The organism is Microbacterium sp. 22179, assembly GCF_052045715.1.
GTDB lineage: Bacteria > Actinomycetota > Actinomycetes > Actinomycetales > Microbacteriaceae > Microbacterium > Microbacterium galbinum.
The window spans coordinates 940,970-955,285 of record NZ_JBQEPJ010000001.1 but is presented as its reverse complement, the minus strand read 5'-3'; the positions used below and the strand labels follow the sequence as shown (position 1 = coordinate 955,285).

17 protein-coding genes are annotated in these 14,316 nt (G+C 69.6%); 6 read left to right on the top strand and 11 right to left on the bottom strand.

Features of this window, described 5'->3' with window-relative positions; translation table 11 throughout:
• Nucleotides 1–82: 82 nt before the first annotated feature.
• Genes ACTJKK_RS04715 through ACTJKK_RS04705 form a run of 3 tightly spaced genes read right to left on the bottom strand, consistent with a single transcriptional unit; the run spans nucleotide 83 to nucleotide 2,624 of the window.
• On the bottom strand, nucleotides 83–751 hold the full coding sequence (locus ACTJKK_RS04715; RefSeq protein WP_247956305.1) for a response regulator: 669 nt from the start codon (nucleotides 749–751) through the stop codon (nucleotides 83–85).
• Nucleotides 748–2,001: a sensor histidine kinase gene (locus ACTJKK_RS04710; protein WP_440747149.1), complete on the bottom strand. Its 1,254-nt coding sequence runs from the start codon at nucleotides 1,999–2,001 to the stop codon at nucleotides 748–750. Before ACTJKK_RS04710 ends, ACTJKK_RS04715 begins: the two co-directional genes overlap by 4 nt.
• Before the next feature lie 5 nt (nucleotides 2,002–2,006).
• On the bottom strand, nucleotides 2,007–2,624 hold the full coding sequence (locus ACTJKK_RS04705) for a DedA family protein (RefSeq protein WP_440747148.1): 618 nt from the start codon (nucleotides 2,622–2,624) through the stop codon (nucleotides 2,007–2,009).
• A gap of 162 nt (nucleotides 2,625–2,786) precedes the next feature.
• On the opposite strand from ACTJKK_RS04705, the gene ACTJKK_RS04700 reads away from it, so the two are divergent.
• Both ACTJKK_RS04700 and ACTJKK_RS04695 read left to right on the top strand, forming a co-directional pair.
• Nucleotides 2,787–4,385 (top strand): ABC-F family ATP-binding cassette domain-containing protein, encoded by a 1,599-nt coding sequence (locus ACTJKK_RS04700; protein WP_247622268.1) that lies wholly within the window; start codon nucleotides 2,787–2,789, stop codon nucleotides 4,383–4,385.
• A 35-nt stretch (nucleotides 4,386–4,420) separates the two neighbouring features.
• The gene (locus tag ACTJKK_RS04695; protein ID WP_440747147.1) at nucleotides 4,421–4,999 is read left to right on the top strand and encodes a pyridoxamine 5'-phosphate oxidase family protein; all 579 of its coding nucleotides are present in this window, start codon (nucleotides 4,421–4,423) and stop codon (nucleotides 4,997–4,999) included.
• 2 nt (nucleotides 5,000–5,001) lie between these two features.
• Here the strand turns inward: ACTJKK_RS04695 and ACTJKK_RS04690 are convergent, their stop codons facing one another.
• Genes ACTJKK_RS04690 through ACTJKK_RS04675 form a run of 4 tightly spaced genes read right to left on the bottom strand, consistent with a single transcriptional unit; the run spans nucleotide 5,002 to nucleotide 6,916 of the window.
• Complete coding sequence (locus ACTJKK_RS04690; RefSeq protein ID WP_440747146.1) at nucleotides 5,002–5,811, bottom strand: SURF1 family cytochrome oxidase biogenesis protein; 810 nt, start codon at nucleotides 5,809–5,811, stop codon at nucleotides 5,002–5,004.
• The gene (locus tag ACTJKK_RS04685; protein WP_440747145.1) at nucleotides 5,808–6,002 is read right to left on the bottom strand and encodes a hypothetical protein; all 195 of its coding nucleotides are present in this window, start codon (nucleotides 6,000–6,002) and stop codon (nucleotides 5,808–5,810) included. Before ACTJKK_RS04685 ends, ACTJKK_RS04690 begins: the two co-directional genes overlap by 4 nt.
• The gene (locus tag ACTJKK_RS04680; protein ID WP_440747144.1) at nucleotides 5,999–6,349 is read right to left on the bottom strand and encodes a DUF3099 domain-containing protein; all 351 of its coding nucleotides are present in this window, start codon (nucleotides 6,347–6,349) and stop codon (nucleotides 5,999–6,001) included. Before ACTJKK_RS04680 ends, ACTJKK_RS04685 begins: the two co-directional genes overlap by 4 nt.
• Nucleotides 6,350–6,403: 54 nt before the next feature.
• Nucleotides 6,404–6,916, bottom strand: coding sequence for a DUF4190 domain-containing protein (locus ACTJKK_RS04675; RefSeq protein WP_247622273.1), 513 nt, complete (start codon nucleotides 6,914–6,916; stop codon nucleotides 6,404–6,406).
• A 142-nt stretch (nucleotides 6,917–7,058) separates the two neighbouring features.
• Between ACTJKK_RS04675 and ACTJKK_RS04670 the strand changes: the two genes are divergently transcribed.
• Nucleotides 7,059–7,769 carry a beta-ketoacyl-ACP reductase gene (locus ACTJKK_RS04670; RefSeq protein WP_336640222.1) on the top strand — a complete coding sequence of 237 codons (711 nt, stop codon included), beginning with the start codon at nucleotides 7,059–7,061 and terminating at the stop codon, nucleotides 7,767–7,769.
• Nucleotides 7,770–7,837: 68 nt separating this feature from the next.
• Here the strand turns inward: ACTJKK_RS04670 and ACTJKK_RS04665 are convergent, their stop codons facing one another.
• The 3 genes from ACTJKK_RS04665 to glgC form a co-directional block, all read right to left on the bottom strand.
• Nucleotides 7,838–8,536, bottom strand: coding sequence for an alpha/beta fold hydrolase (locus ACTJKK_RS04665; RefSeq protein ID WP_440747143.1), 699 nt, complete (start codon nucleotides 8,534–8,536; stop codon nucleotides 7,838–7,840).
• Nucleotides 8,537–8,608: 72 nt separating this feature from the next.
• Nucleotides 8,609–9,244, bottom strand: a complete 636-nt coding sequence (gene serB, locus ACTJKK_RS04660; protein WP_247956298.1) for a phosphoserine phosphatase SerB — start codon at nucleotides 9,242–9,244, stop codon at nucleotides 8,609–8,611.
• Between the two features lie 47 nt (nucleotides 9,245–9,291).
• Nucleotides 9,292–10,536, bottom strand: coding sequence for a glucose-1-phosphate adenylyltransferase (glgC, locus tag ACTJKK_RS04655; protein WP_247622277.1), 1,245 nt, complete (start codon nucleotides 10,534–10,536; stop codon nucleotides 9,292–9,294).
• Nucleotides 10,537–10,582: 46 nt separating this feature from the next.
• Between glgC and glgA the strand changes: the two genes are divergently transcribed.
• The 3 genes from glgA (at nucleotide 10,583) to ACTJKK_RS04640 (ending at nucleotide 12,920) form a co-directional block, all read left to right on the top strand.
• Entirely contained in the window at nucleotides 10,583–11,767 is a 1,185-nt protein-coding gene (gene glgA / locus ACTJKK_RS04650) for a glycogen synthase (RefSeq protein WP_440747142.1), read from the top strand.
• Between the two features lie 17 nt (nucleotides 11,768–11,784).
• Complete coding sequence (locus tag ACTJKK_RS04645) at nucleotides 11,785–12,570, top strand: ABC transporter ATP-binding protein (RefSeq protein WP_247622279.1); 786 nt, start codon at nucleotides 11,785–11,787, stop codon at nucleotides 12,568–12,570.
• A gap of 92 nt (nucleotides 12,571–12,662) precedes the next feature.
• Nucleotides 12,663–12,920: a type B 50S ribosomal protein L31 gene (locus tag ACTJKK_RS04640; protein WP_021200734.1), complete on the top strand. Its 258-nt coding sequence runs from the start codon at nucleotides 12,663–12,665 to the stop codon at nucleotides 12,918–12,920.
• Nucleotides 12,921–13,025: 105 nt separating this feature from the next.
• Here ACTJKK_RS04640 and ACTJKK_RS04635 read toward each other — a convergent pair whose 3' ends face one another.
• On the bottom strand, nucleotides 13,026–14,273 hold the full coding sequence (locus tag ACTJKK_RS04635) for an alpha/beta fold hydrolase (RefSeq protein ID WP_440747141.1): 1,248 nt from the start codon (nucleotides 14,271–14,273) through the stop codon (nucleotides 13,026–13,028).
• Nucleotides 14,274–14,316 lie beyond the last annotated feature (43 nt).

The following is a 14,316-nucleotide window of genomic DNA, read 5'->3' as shown; positions in this document are numbered from 1 at the left end:
GCATCACCCCGCGGTGCCGTTCGACCCCGTACCGAGGGGTGAGGCGCCGCCGTCGCCGAGGGGCACGGCCAGGAGGGTGCGGTCAGGACGGTTCGACGAGTCCGGTGTCGTAGGCCAGGATCACCGCGTGCACACGGTCGCGGAGTCCGAGCTTCGCGAGCACCTTGCCGACGTGCGTCTTCACCGTCTGCTCGGCGATGAAGAGTTCGGCGGCGATCTCGCCGTTGGACCGCCCGCGGCCGATCAGCACGAGCACCTCGCGCTCACGGTCGGTGAGCTCGGCGAGGGCGGAAGCCGCGCGGGGCGTACGGGGGCGACGTCCGGCGAACTGCGCGATCACCCGGCGGGTCACGCTCGGGGCGAGCAGCGCGTCGCCCCCGGCGACGACGCGCACGGCGTGCACCAGTTCCTCCGGGAGCGCATCCTTGAGCAGGAACCCGCTCGCCCCCGCCTCGAGAGCGTCGTAGACGTAGTCGTCGATGTCGAAGGTGGTGAGCATGAGGATGCGGGGCACATGCGCCGCGGGGTACGAGGAGCCGAGGATGCGGCGGGTCGCCTCGATCCCGTCGAGGTCGGGCATCCGCACGTCCATGAGGATCACGTCGGGGTCGAGCCGTGCGGCGAGCGACACGGCTTCGGTTCCCGTGGAAGCCTGACCGGTGACGCGGATGCCGTCGTGCGCGTCGAGCAGCGCGGCGAAGCCCGCGCGCACCATGGCCTGATCGTCGGCGATGAGGACACTGATGGTCACGGGTTCTCCTTCGGAGGGGCGGATGCCGGGGACGGCGAATCGTCACGCCCTCCGGCCAGGGGGAGGGCGGCCTCGACGAGCCAGGCGCCGTCGGGAGCGGGGCCCGCCGAGAGACTGCCGCCGAGCACCTCGGCGCGCTCGCGCATTCCGCGCAGGCCGTGCCCGGCGCCGCGATCCTGCGCCTCCGCGGGGGCGGCGTTGCGCACGCGGATGCGGAGAGTGCCGGCATCCGCCTGCAGCTGAACGGTCACCGCGTTGCCGGACGCATGCCGCACCGCGTTGCTGAGGCTCTCCTGCACGATCCGGTAGGCCGCGATCTGGACGGCCGGGGGAGCGGATGTCGCGGCATCCATCCCCACGAGCGAGAGACCGGCGTCGACGCCGGCGCGGCGGATGGTGTCGACCAGCGCGGGGATGTCGTCGATGCCGTTCTGCGGAGCGAGTTCCACGGCCTGATCCTCGGTGCGCAGCACCCCGAGCATCCGCCGCATCTCGCTCAGCGACGTGCGCGCGGTCGCGGCGATGTCGTCGAACTCGGCCGCGGCGGTGTCGTCGATCGATGGCAGGCGGTAACGCGCCGTCGACGCCTGCACCTGGATGACCGACATGCTGTGCGCGATGACGTCGTGGAGTTCGCGGGCGATGCGGGTGCGTTCCTCGATCAGGGCGCGCCGCGACTCCTCGAGGGCGGAATGCTCGCGCTCGCGCGTGAGCTCGACGCCGATGCGCAGGCGGCTGGCGATCAGCAGCGCGAGGAGGAAAGCGGCCACGGCAACGGACGCGGTGACGATGAGATCGGCCGTCGCGGTCGCCGCGACGTTCGCCGTCTCGATGATGTCGGGGCGCAGCAGCGGGGCGGTGAGCGATGCGACGAGCGCGAGCACGAGGAGGAGGAGTCCCGGCCGCGCCCCGTGGATACCGGTGACGAGCCCGAGGAGGCCGACGAACGCGAGCGTGGCGGGAACCGACCACGGCCAGGGGGCGGTCGCAGCGAGGGCGGTGTCGGTCACGAGCGGGACGATGAGCACCGCCGTGCAGAACACGACGATCGCCGTGCGCGGGCGGGCGATCGAGAGGGGGAGGGCGCCGCAGACCCCGGCGCCGAGCAGGAATGCCAGCGCGACGGGGGTTCCGTAGAGGGCGGCGTGGACCGGGACGAACACCGAGTACAGGCCGACGGTCACCGTCCAGAGCCCGATGAACGCGATCGTCCGCCGGGAGTGACGGGGAGCACGCCGGACACGGGTCATGATCTTCATCCTGCCAGGTGGGCGGGCGCGCTCCGGCGGCGTCGGGTGGCGGACACGCGGTCGATCACGATGCCGATCAGCAGGGCGATGACGATGCCGACGCCGGCGCTCAGAAGCGGCTGATCCTTGATCCAGCTGCCGGCGAGCAGACCGATCGCGAGACTGAGGGCACTCCAGCTCGCCCCCGCGACGAGGCTGAGCGGCAGGAACCGCCGCCAGGGGAAGCGCAGGGCCCCGGCCGTCATGTTCACGGCCACACGACCGACCGGGATGTAGCGGGCGCCGAGGATCAGCGCGGCGCTGCGGGTCTCCAGCGCGCGCTCGGCATGGGCGAACGCGGCGCGGACGCGGGGCCGTTGCATCCAGCCCGCACGGGACGTACCGAGACGCCGACCGATGAGGAACGCGATGTTGTCGCCCAGTGCGGCGCCGAGCGCAGCCACGACGCCGAGGAGGAGCAGATTCGTGCCTCCGCCCGAGACCGACGCGGCCGCGGCGGCGACGAGCACCGTCTCGCTCGGCACGGGAGGGAAGAAGCCGTCGATCACCGTGACGGCGAAGAGAACGAGCACGAGCCACGGCGAGGCCACGGCCTGGAGAATGAGGTCATTGATCACGTCCACCCTCGAACGTTACGAACCGGGTGGCAGGACGGTCATCCCTCTGCGGTATCGACCGCGTCACACCGGGGAGTGATCTTCCTGGGATGGCCGTACCGTCGGGGCGCTTATACTGGGAGGCTGGCCGCTCGGCCACCTTCCTCCCGAACGAACGGACATCCCGCTGTGCTTGCCGTGCACGAACTCGAGATCCGCGTGGGCGCTCGCCTCCTGATGGAGAACGTGTCGTTCCGCGTGGGCGACGGTGACAAGATCGGTCTCGTCGGCCGCAACGGAGCGGGCAAGACCACCCTCACCAAGGTGCTCGCCGGCGACGTCCTGCCCTCCGGCGGCAGCGTGACGCGTTCGGGGGAGCTCGGCTATCTGCCGCAGGACCCGCGCTCGGGCAACCCGGAGGACCTGGCGCGCACGCGCATCCTCGACGCCCGTGGTCTCGGCCAGCTCAATCTCGGCATGACCGAGGCGTCGCTCGCGATGGGATCGGACGACCCCGCCGTCGCCGCGAAGGCCATGAAGCGCTACGCGGCGCTGACCGAGCAGTTCGAGGCGCAGGGCGGCTACGCCGCCGAGGCGCAGGCGGCATCCATCGCCCACAACCTCTCGCTTCCCGACCGCATCCTCGACCAGCCGCTGTCGACGCTGTCGGGTGGTCAGCGTCGTCGCATCGAGCTCGCCCGCATCCTCTTCTCGGATGCCGAGACGATGATCCTCGACGAGCCGACCAACCACCTCGACGCCGACAGCGTGGTGTGGCTGCGCGAGTTCCTCAAGACGTACAAGGGCGGGCTGATCGTGATCAGCCACGACGTCGAACTGGTCGGCGAGACCGTCAACCGCGTGTTCTACCTCGATGCCAACCGCCAGGTCATCGACACGTACAACATGAACTGGAAGAACTACCTGCGTCAGCGCGTGGCCGACGAGGAGCGCCGCAAGAAGGAGCGCGCCAACGCCGAGAAGAAGGCGACGACGCTGCAGCTGCAGGCCGCGCGCTTCGGGGCGAAGGCGTCGAAGGCCGCGGCCGCGCACCAGATGGTCGCGCGCGCCGAGAAGCTCCTCGCCGGACTCGACGACGTGCGGCAGCAGGATCGGGTCGCGAAGCTGCGCTTCCCGAAGCCCGCGCCCTGCGGCAAGACGCCCCTCATGGCGTCGGGGTTGTCGAAGTCGTACGGTTCGCTCGAGATCTTCACCGACGTCGACCTGGCGATCGATCGCGGTTCGAAGGTCGTCGTGCTGGGTCTGAACGGTGCCGGCAAGACGACGCTCCTGCGAATGCTGGCGGGCGTCGATCAGCCCGACACGGGACAGCTCGAGCCCGGCCACGGCCTCAAGGTCGGGTACTACGCGCAGGAGCACGAGAACCTCGACGTGAATCGTTCGGTGCTCGAGAACATGGTCTCGGCGGCCCCGCACATCACCGAGACGGAAGCGCGCCGCGTGCTCGGCTCCTTCCTGTTCACGGGGGACGACGTGCTGAAGCCGGCGGGTGTGCTCTCCGGTGGGGAGAAGACCCGTCTCTCGCTCGCGACCCTCGTCGTGTCGTCGGCGAACCTGCTGCTTCTCGACGAGCCCACGAACAACCTCGACCCCGCGTCGCGCGAGGAGATCCTCGACGCCCTCGCGCACTACGAGGGGGCCGTCGTGCTGGTCTCGCACGACCCGGGCGCCGTGCAGTCGCTGAATCCCGAGCGTGTGCTCATCCTCCCGGACGGCGTGGAGGACATCTGGAACCAGGAGTACCAGGACCTGATCGAGCTCGCCTGACGCGAGCGCGAGGGATCGGTGGCATAGTCGAGAGCATGCCGACCCCGCCGAGCACGATCTCCTCCTGGTTGCGGGCGCAACCCACTCTGATCGGCGACGCGCCGGTCTGGGACGCGACGCTGCTGCCGGATTCTCCGCTCGAGCTGTTCCGCGACTGGATCGGCGCGGCGGTGGATGCCGGAGTGCCCGAGCCCCACGTGGCGACGCTGGCGACGGTCGGCCCCGACGGCATCCCGGACGCGCGGGCGCTGATCCTCAAGGACGTCGACGAACGGGGCTGGGCGTTCGCCGGTCCTCGAGCGTCGCGCAAGGGCGATCAGCTGTCGGCGCATCCTGCTGCCGCGCTCAATCTCTGGTGGCAGCCCCTGGTGCGTGCGGTCCGCGTGCGCGGGCGGGTCGTCGAAGCCGCGAGGGAGGAGAGCGCCGCCGATCTCTCCGCGCGCTCGGCTGCCGCCCGCGCGGGAATCGAGCCGGGTGGCTGGGTGCTGTGGCGCCTCGTGCCCGAACGCATCGAGTTCTGGCAGGGCTCGCAGGATCGTCGGCACACCCGCGTCGTCTACGAGCGCGACGGCCGCGCATGGGGACGAACGGATGCCGGGGCGGCGAGGAGCTGACCTCAGCGGGCGTCGAGAAGTTCGTCCTCGACGTCGGCGTCCTTGTCACGGCGACGCTTCTCCTTGACGGGGGCCGGTCGGCCCTCGATCTCCTCGCGGTGCTTCACGATTTCGGTGCGGATGATGTAGCCGATGAAGATGAAACCCATGATCGCGAAGAGGATCCACTGGATCGCGTATGACAGGTGGGGCCCCGGATCGTCGGTGGGCGACGTGAAGCCTCCGAGCGGCGTACCCGCGGGATCTTCGCTGATCAGCTGTCCGTAGGCGGCGGTGATGACATCGCCCTCCACGAGGCCGGCGATCGTCGGCAGGTTGATGGTCGGCACCTGCCCGTCGGGGGCACCGCGCCCGGAGGCCGGGACCTGCTCGCTCGGGCGGAGTCGCGCGACGACCTCGACGGTGCCGCTCGGGGCCTCGGGAACCGCATCCGGGGTGTCGCCGTCGCCCGGGGGAACCCAGCCGCGGTCGACGATGAACACGCGACCGTCGGCGTCACGGAACGGCACGAGGACCTCGAAGGCGCTGGTGCCGCCGTGCGGCCGGTTGCGCACGAGCAGTTGCTGGTCGGAAAGGTACTCGCCGCGGAGCAGCACCGGATGCCACTCATCGCCGGGCTGGAGGAGGTCGTCGTCGCCGATCAGGTCTCCGAGCGGGACCGGGTCGGCATCGTAGTTCTGCTCGACCAGTTCGATCTGCTCGGCGCGGGACTCGTTCCTCTCGAACTGCCAGTTGGAGAGGAACGCGCAGGCGACCGCGAAGCCGATCGCGATGAGGACGTAGACCATCCAACGGGTCAGGCGCTTGCTCACGCGGGTACTCCGTTTCGGACGGTCACCGGGAAGTCGCGGGCCACCAGGTAGTCGTGCAAGTAGTCCACGTGCTCGTCGCACGCCAGCCAGATCTTCTCGCGGTCCGCAGCGTGGATGCGTGGGTTACGCCAGACGACCTGCTTCGTCGCCGCGCTCCGGCAGCCGGCGCGCGAGCAGATGAGATCGGTCACGTGCGATCCTGCGGCTTCTCGTGGATCGTGATGACGCCGGGAGCTTCCTCGATCGGCTCCGGGACGACCGCCGGTGCCGCCTCGATCTCCTGCCGAGGGGACTCCGCCCCCGATTCGGTGCTGTCGCTGCCGGCGTTCGCGAAGACCACGGCGATGTACGGGAGCACCGCGGCCGCGGCGGCGAAGACCCACGTGTACCAGCCGTAAGGCTGCACGAAGACCATGAGGCCGAAGCACACGATGCGGATCGTCATCGTGATCGCATAGCGGCGCACGCGGTGATCGGACTCGGCTGCCGGCGACTGCGGCAGAGAGGTCACGGCGGGGACGGTGCGCTTGCGGTTCACGATGCCTCCAGCCTACGCCGGTGGGCGGGGGGCTGGAGTGCGTTCGTGGGTCGATCAGCTGTTGTAGAGGAAGGGGAGGGTGAACGCTCCGAACGCGAGGAGGCTGATGAGCGAGATCGCGATCGTCAGCACGCCGATACCGAGCACGACGTACCCCAGGATGAGACCGGCGAACGCCATTCCGCGTCCGCCGACAGTCGGGTCGTTCTTCGTCTTCTTCAGCGCCATGTGCCCGGTGATCACCGCGGCGATGGACGCGAGCGCCGGGAGGAAGAGCCAGCTGAACAGAAGGCTCACGATGCCGCAGACGAGCGAGGTGATCGCGAGGCCGCTGGTCGGACGCGGTGCCGGGTAGACGGGATACGGATTCTGCGCGTAGCCGTACGGCTGGTGGGGCGCGCCGTAGCCGGGCTGGACCGGCGGTTGCGGCTGCCCATAGCCGGGGGCGGCAGGTGCGCCGTAGACGGGAGCGGCTCCCGGGTACGCCTGGGTGGGCTGCACGGGAGGGGCGGGCGGCGGAGTGTACGGCGTTCCGCCGGCTGGAGGGGGAGTGGTGTTGTCGCTCACGCGGAGACCCTTTCGTCGAGATCAGGGTCCCAGCCCGCTGCGCGGGTGTCAAACGCCGCGCGCCCGACTCGGGGGAGCATCCTCGGTAGGATCGGTGTCGGTTCGGATGCCGGATCGTCGTGAACAGCGGGAGTGAATGAACATGAGTGAGCAGCGCGTCGTCCTCGTCACCGGAGGCAACCGGGGCATCGGCCGATCGATCGCCGAGCGATTCGTGCGCGAGGGCTATCGCGTCGCCGTCACCGCGCGCAGCGGCGAGGGCCCCGAGGGCACGCTCACGGTGCGCGCGGATGTGACGGATGCCGCCGCGATCGACGCCGCATTCACCGAGGTCGAGGAGAAGCTCGGCCCGATCGAGATCGTCGTGGCGAACGCCGGCATCACCAAGGACACCCTGCTCCTGCGCATGAGCGAGGACGACTTCGACAGCGTCATCGCCACCAACCTGGGGGGCACCTTCCGCGTGGTCAAGCGCGCGTCGAAGGGGATGCTGCGTGCACGCTTCGGCCGCGTCATCCTGATCTCGAGCGTCGTCGGGCTGTACGGCTCGGCCGGTCAGATCAACTACTCGGCGTCGAAGAGCGCCCTCGTCGGTTTCGCACGTTCGCTGACGCGCGAACTCGGCAGCCGCGGCATCACGGCCAACGTCGTCGCTCCCGGCTTCATCGAGACCGACATGACCGCCGAGCTACCCGAAGACACCCAGAAGCAGTACAAGGCCAACATCCCCGCGGGACGATTCGCGAGCCCCGACGAGGTCGCGGGCGTCGTGACCTGGCTCGCGGGTGACGACGCGGCGTACATCTCGGGCGCCGTCATCCCCGTCGACGGCGGCCTCGGGATGGGCCACTGACGCCCGTCGCGCTGATCTCCCCTCGATTCTCCGAGCGGCCTCGCCGCTGACCGCGCCCCGACGGTCGGTCAGCGGGCGACGGCGGCGAGGATCAGTTCGCCGAGACGCTGGGGCATCGTGAACTGCGGCCAGTGACCGGAGCCGACTCGCACGACCTCGACGTCGTCGATCGCGCTGTACTCGTCGCCGTAGGGACCCCAGTCGGAGATCTCCGATTCGAGCGTCTCCTGGTCGAGTCCGCCCATCAGCATCGTCACCGGCACTCCGAAGCGCGCATCGCCCTCGAAGGCGATCGCGTCGGTCGGCACGCGCGCGGGAACGCTCTTCGCGGTCGGTGCGGTGCGCGCACGCGTGTCGGCATCGAGATCGAACACGTCTTCATCGGGGAAGAAGTCCCACCCGGGGAACGGCACGACACCGTCGACGACCTCGAACTCGCTGATGCCGTGACCGGGCGGCGGCGGAACGGTGTCGACGAAGACCACGCGGGAGACGCGGTCGGCGCGGGCGTTCGCCGCGCCCCAGGCCACGTTTCCCCCGCCGCTGTGTCCGACGACGACCACCCGCTCTCCGGGGAGCTCGTCGATCTTCTGCGTGACGGCATCGACCCAGTCGGCGATGCCGATGTCGGCGGATCGGGTCGCGGGCGCACCGACTCCCGGCAGGGTCAGAGGGTGCACGCGATGCCCCGCGCGCGTCAGCACGGGTGTCACGTCGTTCCAGCTCTCGGCATCGAGCCACAGGCCCGGGATGAGGATGATGTCCATGCGCCGACGTTAGCGCCGGCCTCCGACATCCGCGAGGGGGTCGCAGAACACCGCCGAACCCCGCGGGGCCGATCAGGGGAGAAGAGCGATGACCTCGGCGAGGTCCTGCGGTCCGACCACGAGACTCGCCGCGTTGCGCACGGCGGGCTTGGCGTTGAAAGCGAGTCCGAGGCCGGCCGCCGCCATCATCTTCAGGTCGTTCGCCCCGTCTCCGATCGCGATCGTCGCGTGCCGGGCGACACCCAGCTGGGCGGCCCACTCGAGGAGCGACTCGGCTTTGGCTGCGGCATCGACGATCGCGCCGTCGACCTCGCCGGTCAGCGCCCCGTCGGCCACGCGGAGCCGATTGGCCCGCCAGCGATCGACGCCGAGGGTCGGGGCCACGTCGTCGAGGATCTCGTGGAATCCTCCGGACACGACGCCCACGACTCCGCCGCGTGCGTGAACCGCGGCGGTCAGCTCGCGCACGCCCGGCGTGGGCTCGATGCGCGCGAGAACGCGGGGGAAGGCATCGACCGAGACGCCGCGGAGCGCCGCGACGCGGGTGCGCAGGCTCTCGGCGAAGTCGACCTCGCCGCGCATCGCGGCCTCGGTCGCGGCCTGCACCTCGTCGCGGCGCCCGGCCTCGTCGGCTAGCAGCTCGATCACCTCGTTGCGGATGAGGGTCGAATCGGCATCGAGGACGACGAGGAAGCGCGCAGGGGTCACGACGTCGAGCCTACCGAGCGCGGACGTCGCCGCCGGACGGATGACGCTCAGCGCTCGATGTACAGTCCCTTGCCGACAACCGTGATGCCCGTCTCGGTGACCGTGAACCCGCGGGCGAGATCGCGTTCCCGATCGACACCGACGGTCGCACCGTCGGCGAGCACCACGTTCTTGTCGAGGATCGCCCGATGCACGCGGGATCCGGCTCCGACGTGCACGTGGTCGAACACGACGGAATCGGTGATCGTCGATCCGCCCCCGGCGAGAGTCCACGGACCCACCACGCTGCGTTCGAGGTGCGTTCCCGACAGCACGGACCCCAGCGAGACGATCGAATCGATCGCGTTGCCGATGCGGCCGACCGAGTCGCGCACGAACTTCGCGGGGGGCGAGTTCACGGTCTGCGAGTGGATCGGCCAGTCGGTGTTGTACAGGTTGAACACGGGCAGGGTCGAGATCAGGTCCATGTGGGCGTCGAAGAACGACTCGATCGTTCCGACGTCGCGCCAGTAGGAGCGATCGCGCGGGGAGGAGCCGGGCACCTCGTTGCGCTTCATGTCGTAGACACCGGCCTCACCGCGCCCGACGAAGTAGGGGATGATGTCGCCGCCCATGTCGTGGCCGGAGGTCGGGGACTCGCCGTCGGTCTCGACAGCCGCGATCAGAGCGTCGGCGTCGAAGACGTAGTTGCCCATCGAGGCGAGCACCTCGTGCGGCGCGTCCGGCAGACCGGTGGCATCGGTCGGCTTCTCGAGGAACGCACGGATCCGGCCCTGATCCTCGGGATCGGTGTCGATGACGCCGAACTGCGACGCGAGAGCGAGGGGCTGGCGGATGCCGGCGACGGTGGCCTTCGCACCCGAGGCGATGTGCGCGTCGATCATCTGCCGGAAGTCCATGCGGTAGACGTGGTCCGCGCCGATCACGACGACGATGTCGGGCTTCTCGTCGTTGAGCAGGTTCATGCTCTGCAGGATCGCGTCGGCCGAGCCCGAGAACCACCGCTTGCCGAGGCGCTGCTGCGCCGGAACGGAGGTGACGTACGAGTCGAGCAGCGCCGACATGCGCCACGTCTGCGAGATGTGGCGGTCGAGGCTGTGCGACTTGTACTGCGTGAGCACGACGACCTGCCGCAGGCCCGAGTTGATGAGGTTCGAGATCGCGAAGTCGATCAATCGGTACTGTCCGCCGAAGGGCACCGCGGGTTTCGCGCGATCGGCCGTGAGCGGCATGAGTCGCTTGCCCTCGCCGCCGGCGAGGATGATGCCGAAGATCTTCTTTGGAGCGGACATGGCTCCACCTTAGGTGCGATCCGGCCCGCTGTACTAGCGTTCAGACATGCGAGTCGAAATGATCACGAAGGAGTATCCGCCGGAGATCTACGGCGGTGCCGGGGTGCACGTGGCCGAGCTCGCGGCGGCGCTCCGCGAAAGCATCGACGTGAGCGTCCGCGCCTTCGGTGCGCCGCGCGACGAGCGGGGTACTGCCGCGTACTCCACGCCCTCCGAACTCGCCTCCGCGAACGCCGCGCTGCAGACGCTCGGAACGGATCTCGAGATCGTCGCCGCGATCGAGCGCGCCGACGTCGTGCACAGTCACACCTGGTACGCGAACTTCGCGGGACACCTCGCCGCGCAGCTGCACGGCATCCCGCACGTGCTCACCGCGCACAGCCTCGAGCCGCTGCGCCCGTGGAAGGCCGAACAGCTCGGCGGCGGCTACGCCGTGTCGAGCGGCATCGAGAAGCTCGCCTACGAGAACGCCGCGGCCGTGATCGCCGTGAGCGCGGGCATGCGGGCGGACATCCTGCGCAGCTACCCGCAGGTCGACCCCGCGAAGGTCCGGGTGATCCACAACGGGATCGACGTCGAACGCTGGCGCCCCGTGCAGAACCCGGAGTTCCTCGCATCCGTCGGCATGGACCCGAACCGTCCGTCGGTGGTCTTCGTCGGGCGCATCACCCGCCAGAAGGGACTCCCGTATCTGCTGCAGGCCGCGCGGCTGCTGCCGCCCGAGGTGCAGTTGATCCTCTGCGCCGGAGCTCCCGACACCCCCGAGATCATGGCCGAGGTGCAGGAGGGCGTGCGGTTGCTCCAGCAGACCCGCGACGGCGTGATCTGGATCGAGCGGATGCTGCCGCGCGACGAGCTCTCGGCGATCCTCACCGCCGCCACGACCTTCGTGTGCCCCTCGGTGTACGAACCGCTGGGCATCGTCAACCTCGAAGCCATGGCCTGCGGTGCGGCCGTGGTCGGCACTGCGACCGGAGGCATCCCCGAAGTGGTCGCCGACCGCGTGACGGGTCGCCTCGTGCCGATCGAGCAGGTGCAGGACGGCACCGGTACCCCGGTCGACCCCGATCGGTACGTCGCCGACCTCGCGGCCGTGCTCACCGAGGTGGCCATGGATCCGGCGCAGGCGCGGGTCTACGGCGATGCCGGACGGGACCGGGCCACGCGCGAGTTCAGCTGGTCGTCGATCGCCGACGCGACCTGCGCGCTCTACGCGGAGCTCACCGCCTGAGCCGATAGGCTGGTCGCATGCCGATCGCTCTGGATTTCACCGATGTCGTCGTGCGCCGCGACGGGCGAAACATCATCGACCACGTGACCTGGCAGGTCGCGGACGACCAGCGCTGGGTGGTCCTCGGGCCCAACGGCGCGGGCAAGACCACGCTGCTGCAGCTCGCCGACACGCTGATGCACCCGACCTCGGGAACCGTGACGGTGCTGGGCGAGACCCTCGGTCGCACCGACGTGTTCGAGGTGCGCCCGCGCATCGGCTTCGCCTCGTCGGCGATGGCCAAGCGCGTTCCGCGCGACGAGACCGTTCTCAACACCGTGCTCACCGCCGCGTACTCCGTGCTCGGGCGCTGGAACGAGGACTACGAGGACATCGACGAGCGCCGCGCGCTGCGCGTGCTGGGGGAGTGGAAGCTCGACCACCTCGCCGATCGCACCTTCGGCACTCTCAGCGACGGCGAGCAGAAGCGCGTCCAGATCGCCCGCGCCGTGATGACCGACCCCGAGCTCCTCCTGCTCGACGAGCCGACCGCCTCGCTCGACCTCGGCTCGCGCGAGGAGCTCCTCGCCCTGCTCAGCGGCTACGCCTCGTCGCCGACGACTCCGGCCATGCTCATGGTCACGCACCACGTCGAGGAGATCCCGGTGGGCTTCACGCACGTCATGCTGCTGCGTGAAGGGCGCGTGGTCTCGGCCGGTCCGATCCGCGAGACGCTCACGGCCGAAGCGCTCACGGAGGCGTTCGGCATGCCGATCACGCTCAGCAGCGAGGACGGACGCTACGCGGCTCGCGCGGCATCCTGATCCGTCATCTGATAAGATCGACCCTTGGTGCACTCTGCACCGCAGACTTCCCTCGTCCCTGGCACAATCCAGGGCAGCAACTAAGGAATCCCATGAAGACTGACATCCACCCCGAGTACAAGGCAGTCGTGTTCCGCGACCTCGGTTCGGGCGAGACCTTCCTCACCCGCTCCACCGTCTCGAGCGACAAGACCATCGAGCTGGACGGCGTGGAGTACCCCGTCATCGACGTCGAGATCTCCTCGGCCTCGCACCCGTTCTACACGGGCAAGCAGCGCATCATGGACTCGGCCGGCCGCGTCGAGAAGTTCAACCAGCGCTTCAAGGGCTTCGGCGGATCGTCCAAGTAAGGACCCCCGCGTCGAAGGCCCCGTTCTCCTCGGAGAGCGGGGCCTTCGTCGTACTCGCGACGACGTGCGTGCACGTCGTCGGCATCCGCCGAGCGACGGACATGCTCAGCGGATGCGTCGACCGTGCGCGAGGTCGATGAGACGGCTGAGCACGGGGCCCGATCGCAGCCCGTTGTGCTCGTGCTCGCTCGTCTGCCACAGGTGGACGCCCGGCAGCAGCTTCGCGGTCTCGAGCGAGAACTCGTAGGGCACGTACACGTCGTTCACATAGACGGCGGCGGCGCCGGTCGCCTCGGACGCGGCGATCGCCGAGGCGTCGTACACCGAGGGCCACTCGAACTCGGCGAGCTCGAGGGCGACGTCCCGCCAGGGCTGGAAGGCCGGCACCGTCTCGGTCCATTCGCGGCGGATGTGCTCGCCGGTGAACAGCGTCGGGTCGTCGCGGAAGTCCGCGGGCTCGGTGCGCTCGGCCGACCACCGCGTGGCGTGGCCATCGGCGTAGCTGGACTCATGGAAGGCGAAGTAGAGCGGGTTGCGTCCGCCGTAGGGCATCGCATTCATGAGGTCGTAGCGGAACGCGTTCTTCGTCGGATCCGATTCGAGAAGCGACCACACCGTCTGCCATCCGGCATCCGTTCCGAGGGCCGACCCGAAGGACCGGAGGCGGGAGACCGAGACGACCTCGCCGTCGGGGAGCACGATGTCACCGGCGGCCGCACGATCGACCAGGCGCCGCATCGCGTCGCGGTGCTCGGGAAAGCGCCGGTAGTAGCGCTCCGAGGCATCGCGCATCTTGTCGTAGCAGAGGGCGTAGACGTCGTCGGGGTGGCGGCCGATCGCGCTCAACCCTCCCGTGATGAACACGTCGGTCAGGGAGTCGGCGTCGGTGGAGAGGTAGGCGAGGGTCGTGAAGCCGCCGAAGGACTGGCCGAGCACGCTCCACTGCTCGGCGCCGAGGTGTTGGCGCATCGCCTCGCAGTCGCGCACGATCGCGTCGGCCCGCAGATGGGTGAGGTGCTCGGCGACGGCCGAGGAACCGAGTGCCAGGTCGCCATCGGAGACGGGAGTCGAGCGCCCCGTGCCGCGCTGATCGAGCAGCACGACCTGATAGTGCGCGAGTGCCTCGTCGAGCCAGGCCGGCGCGGTGGCGGCGTGGAACGGGCGGGGCGCCTCGCTGCCTGGGCCGCCCTGGAGGAACACCAGGTAGGGGAGCGTCTCGCCGCCGGGACGCGAGACGACGGCGGCGAACACGTCGATGGTGCGGCTGTCGGCGGGATCACCCCAGACGAGGGGGACGGTGAGCGTGTGCTCTTCGACGGTCAGATCCAGCAGGCGGCGCACGACGGTAGTCACGTCTTCGATCCTATCGAGCAGCGGTCCGCGGCGAAGGTGCAGC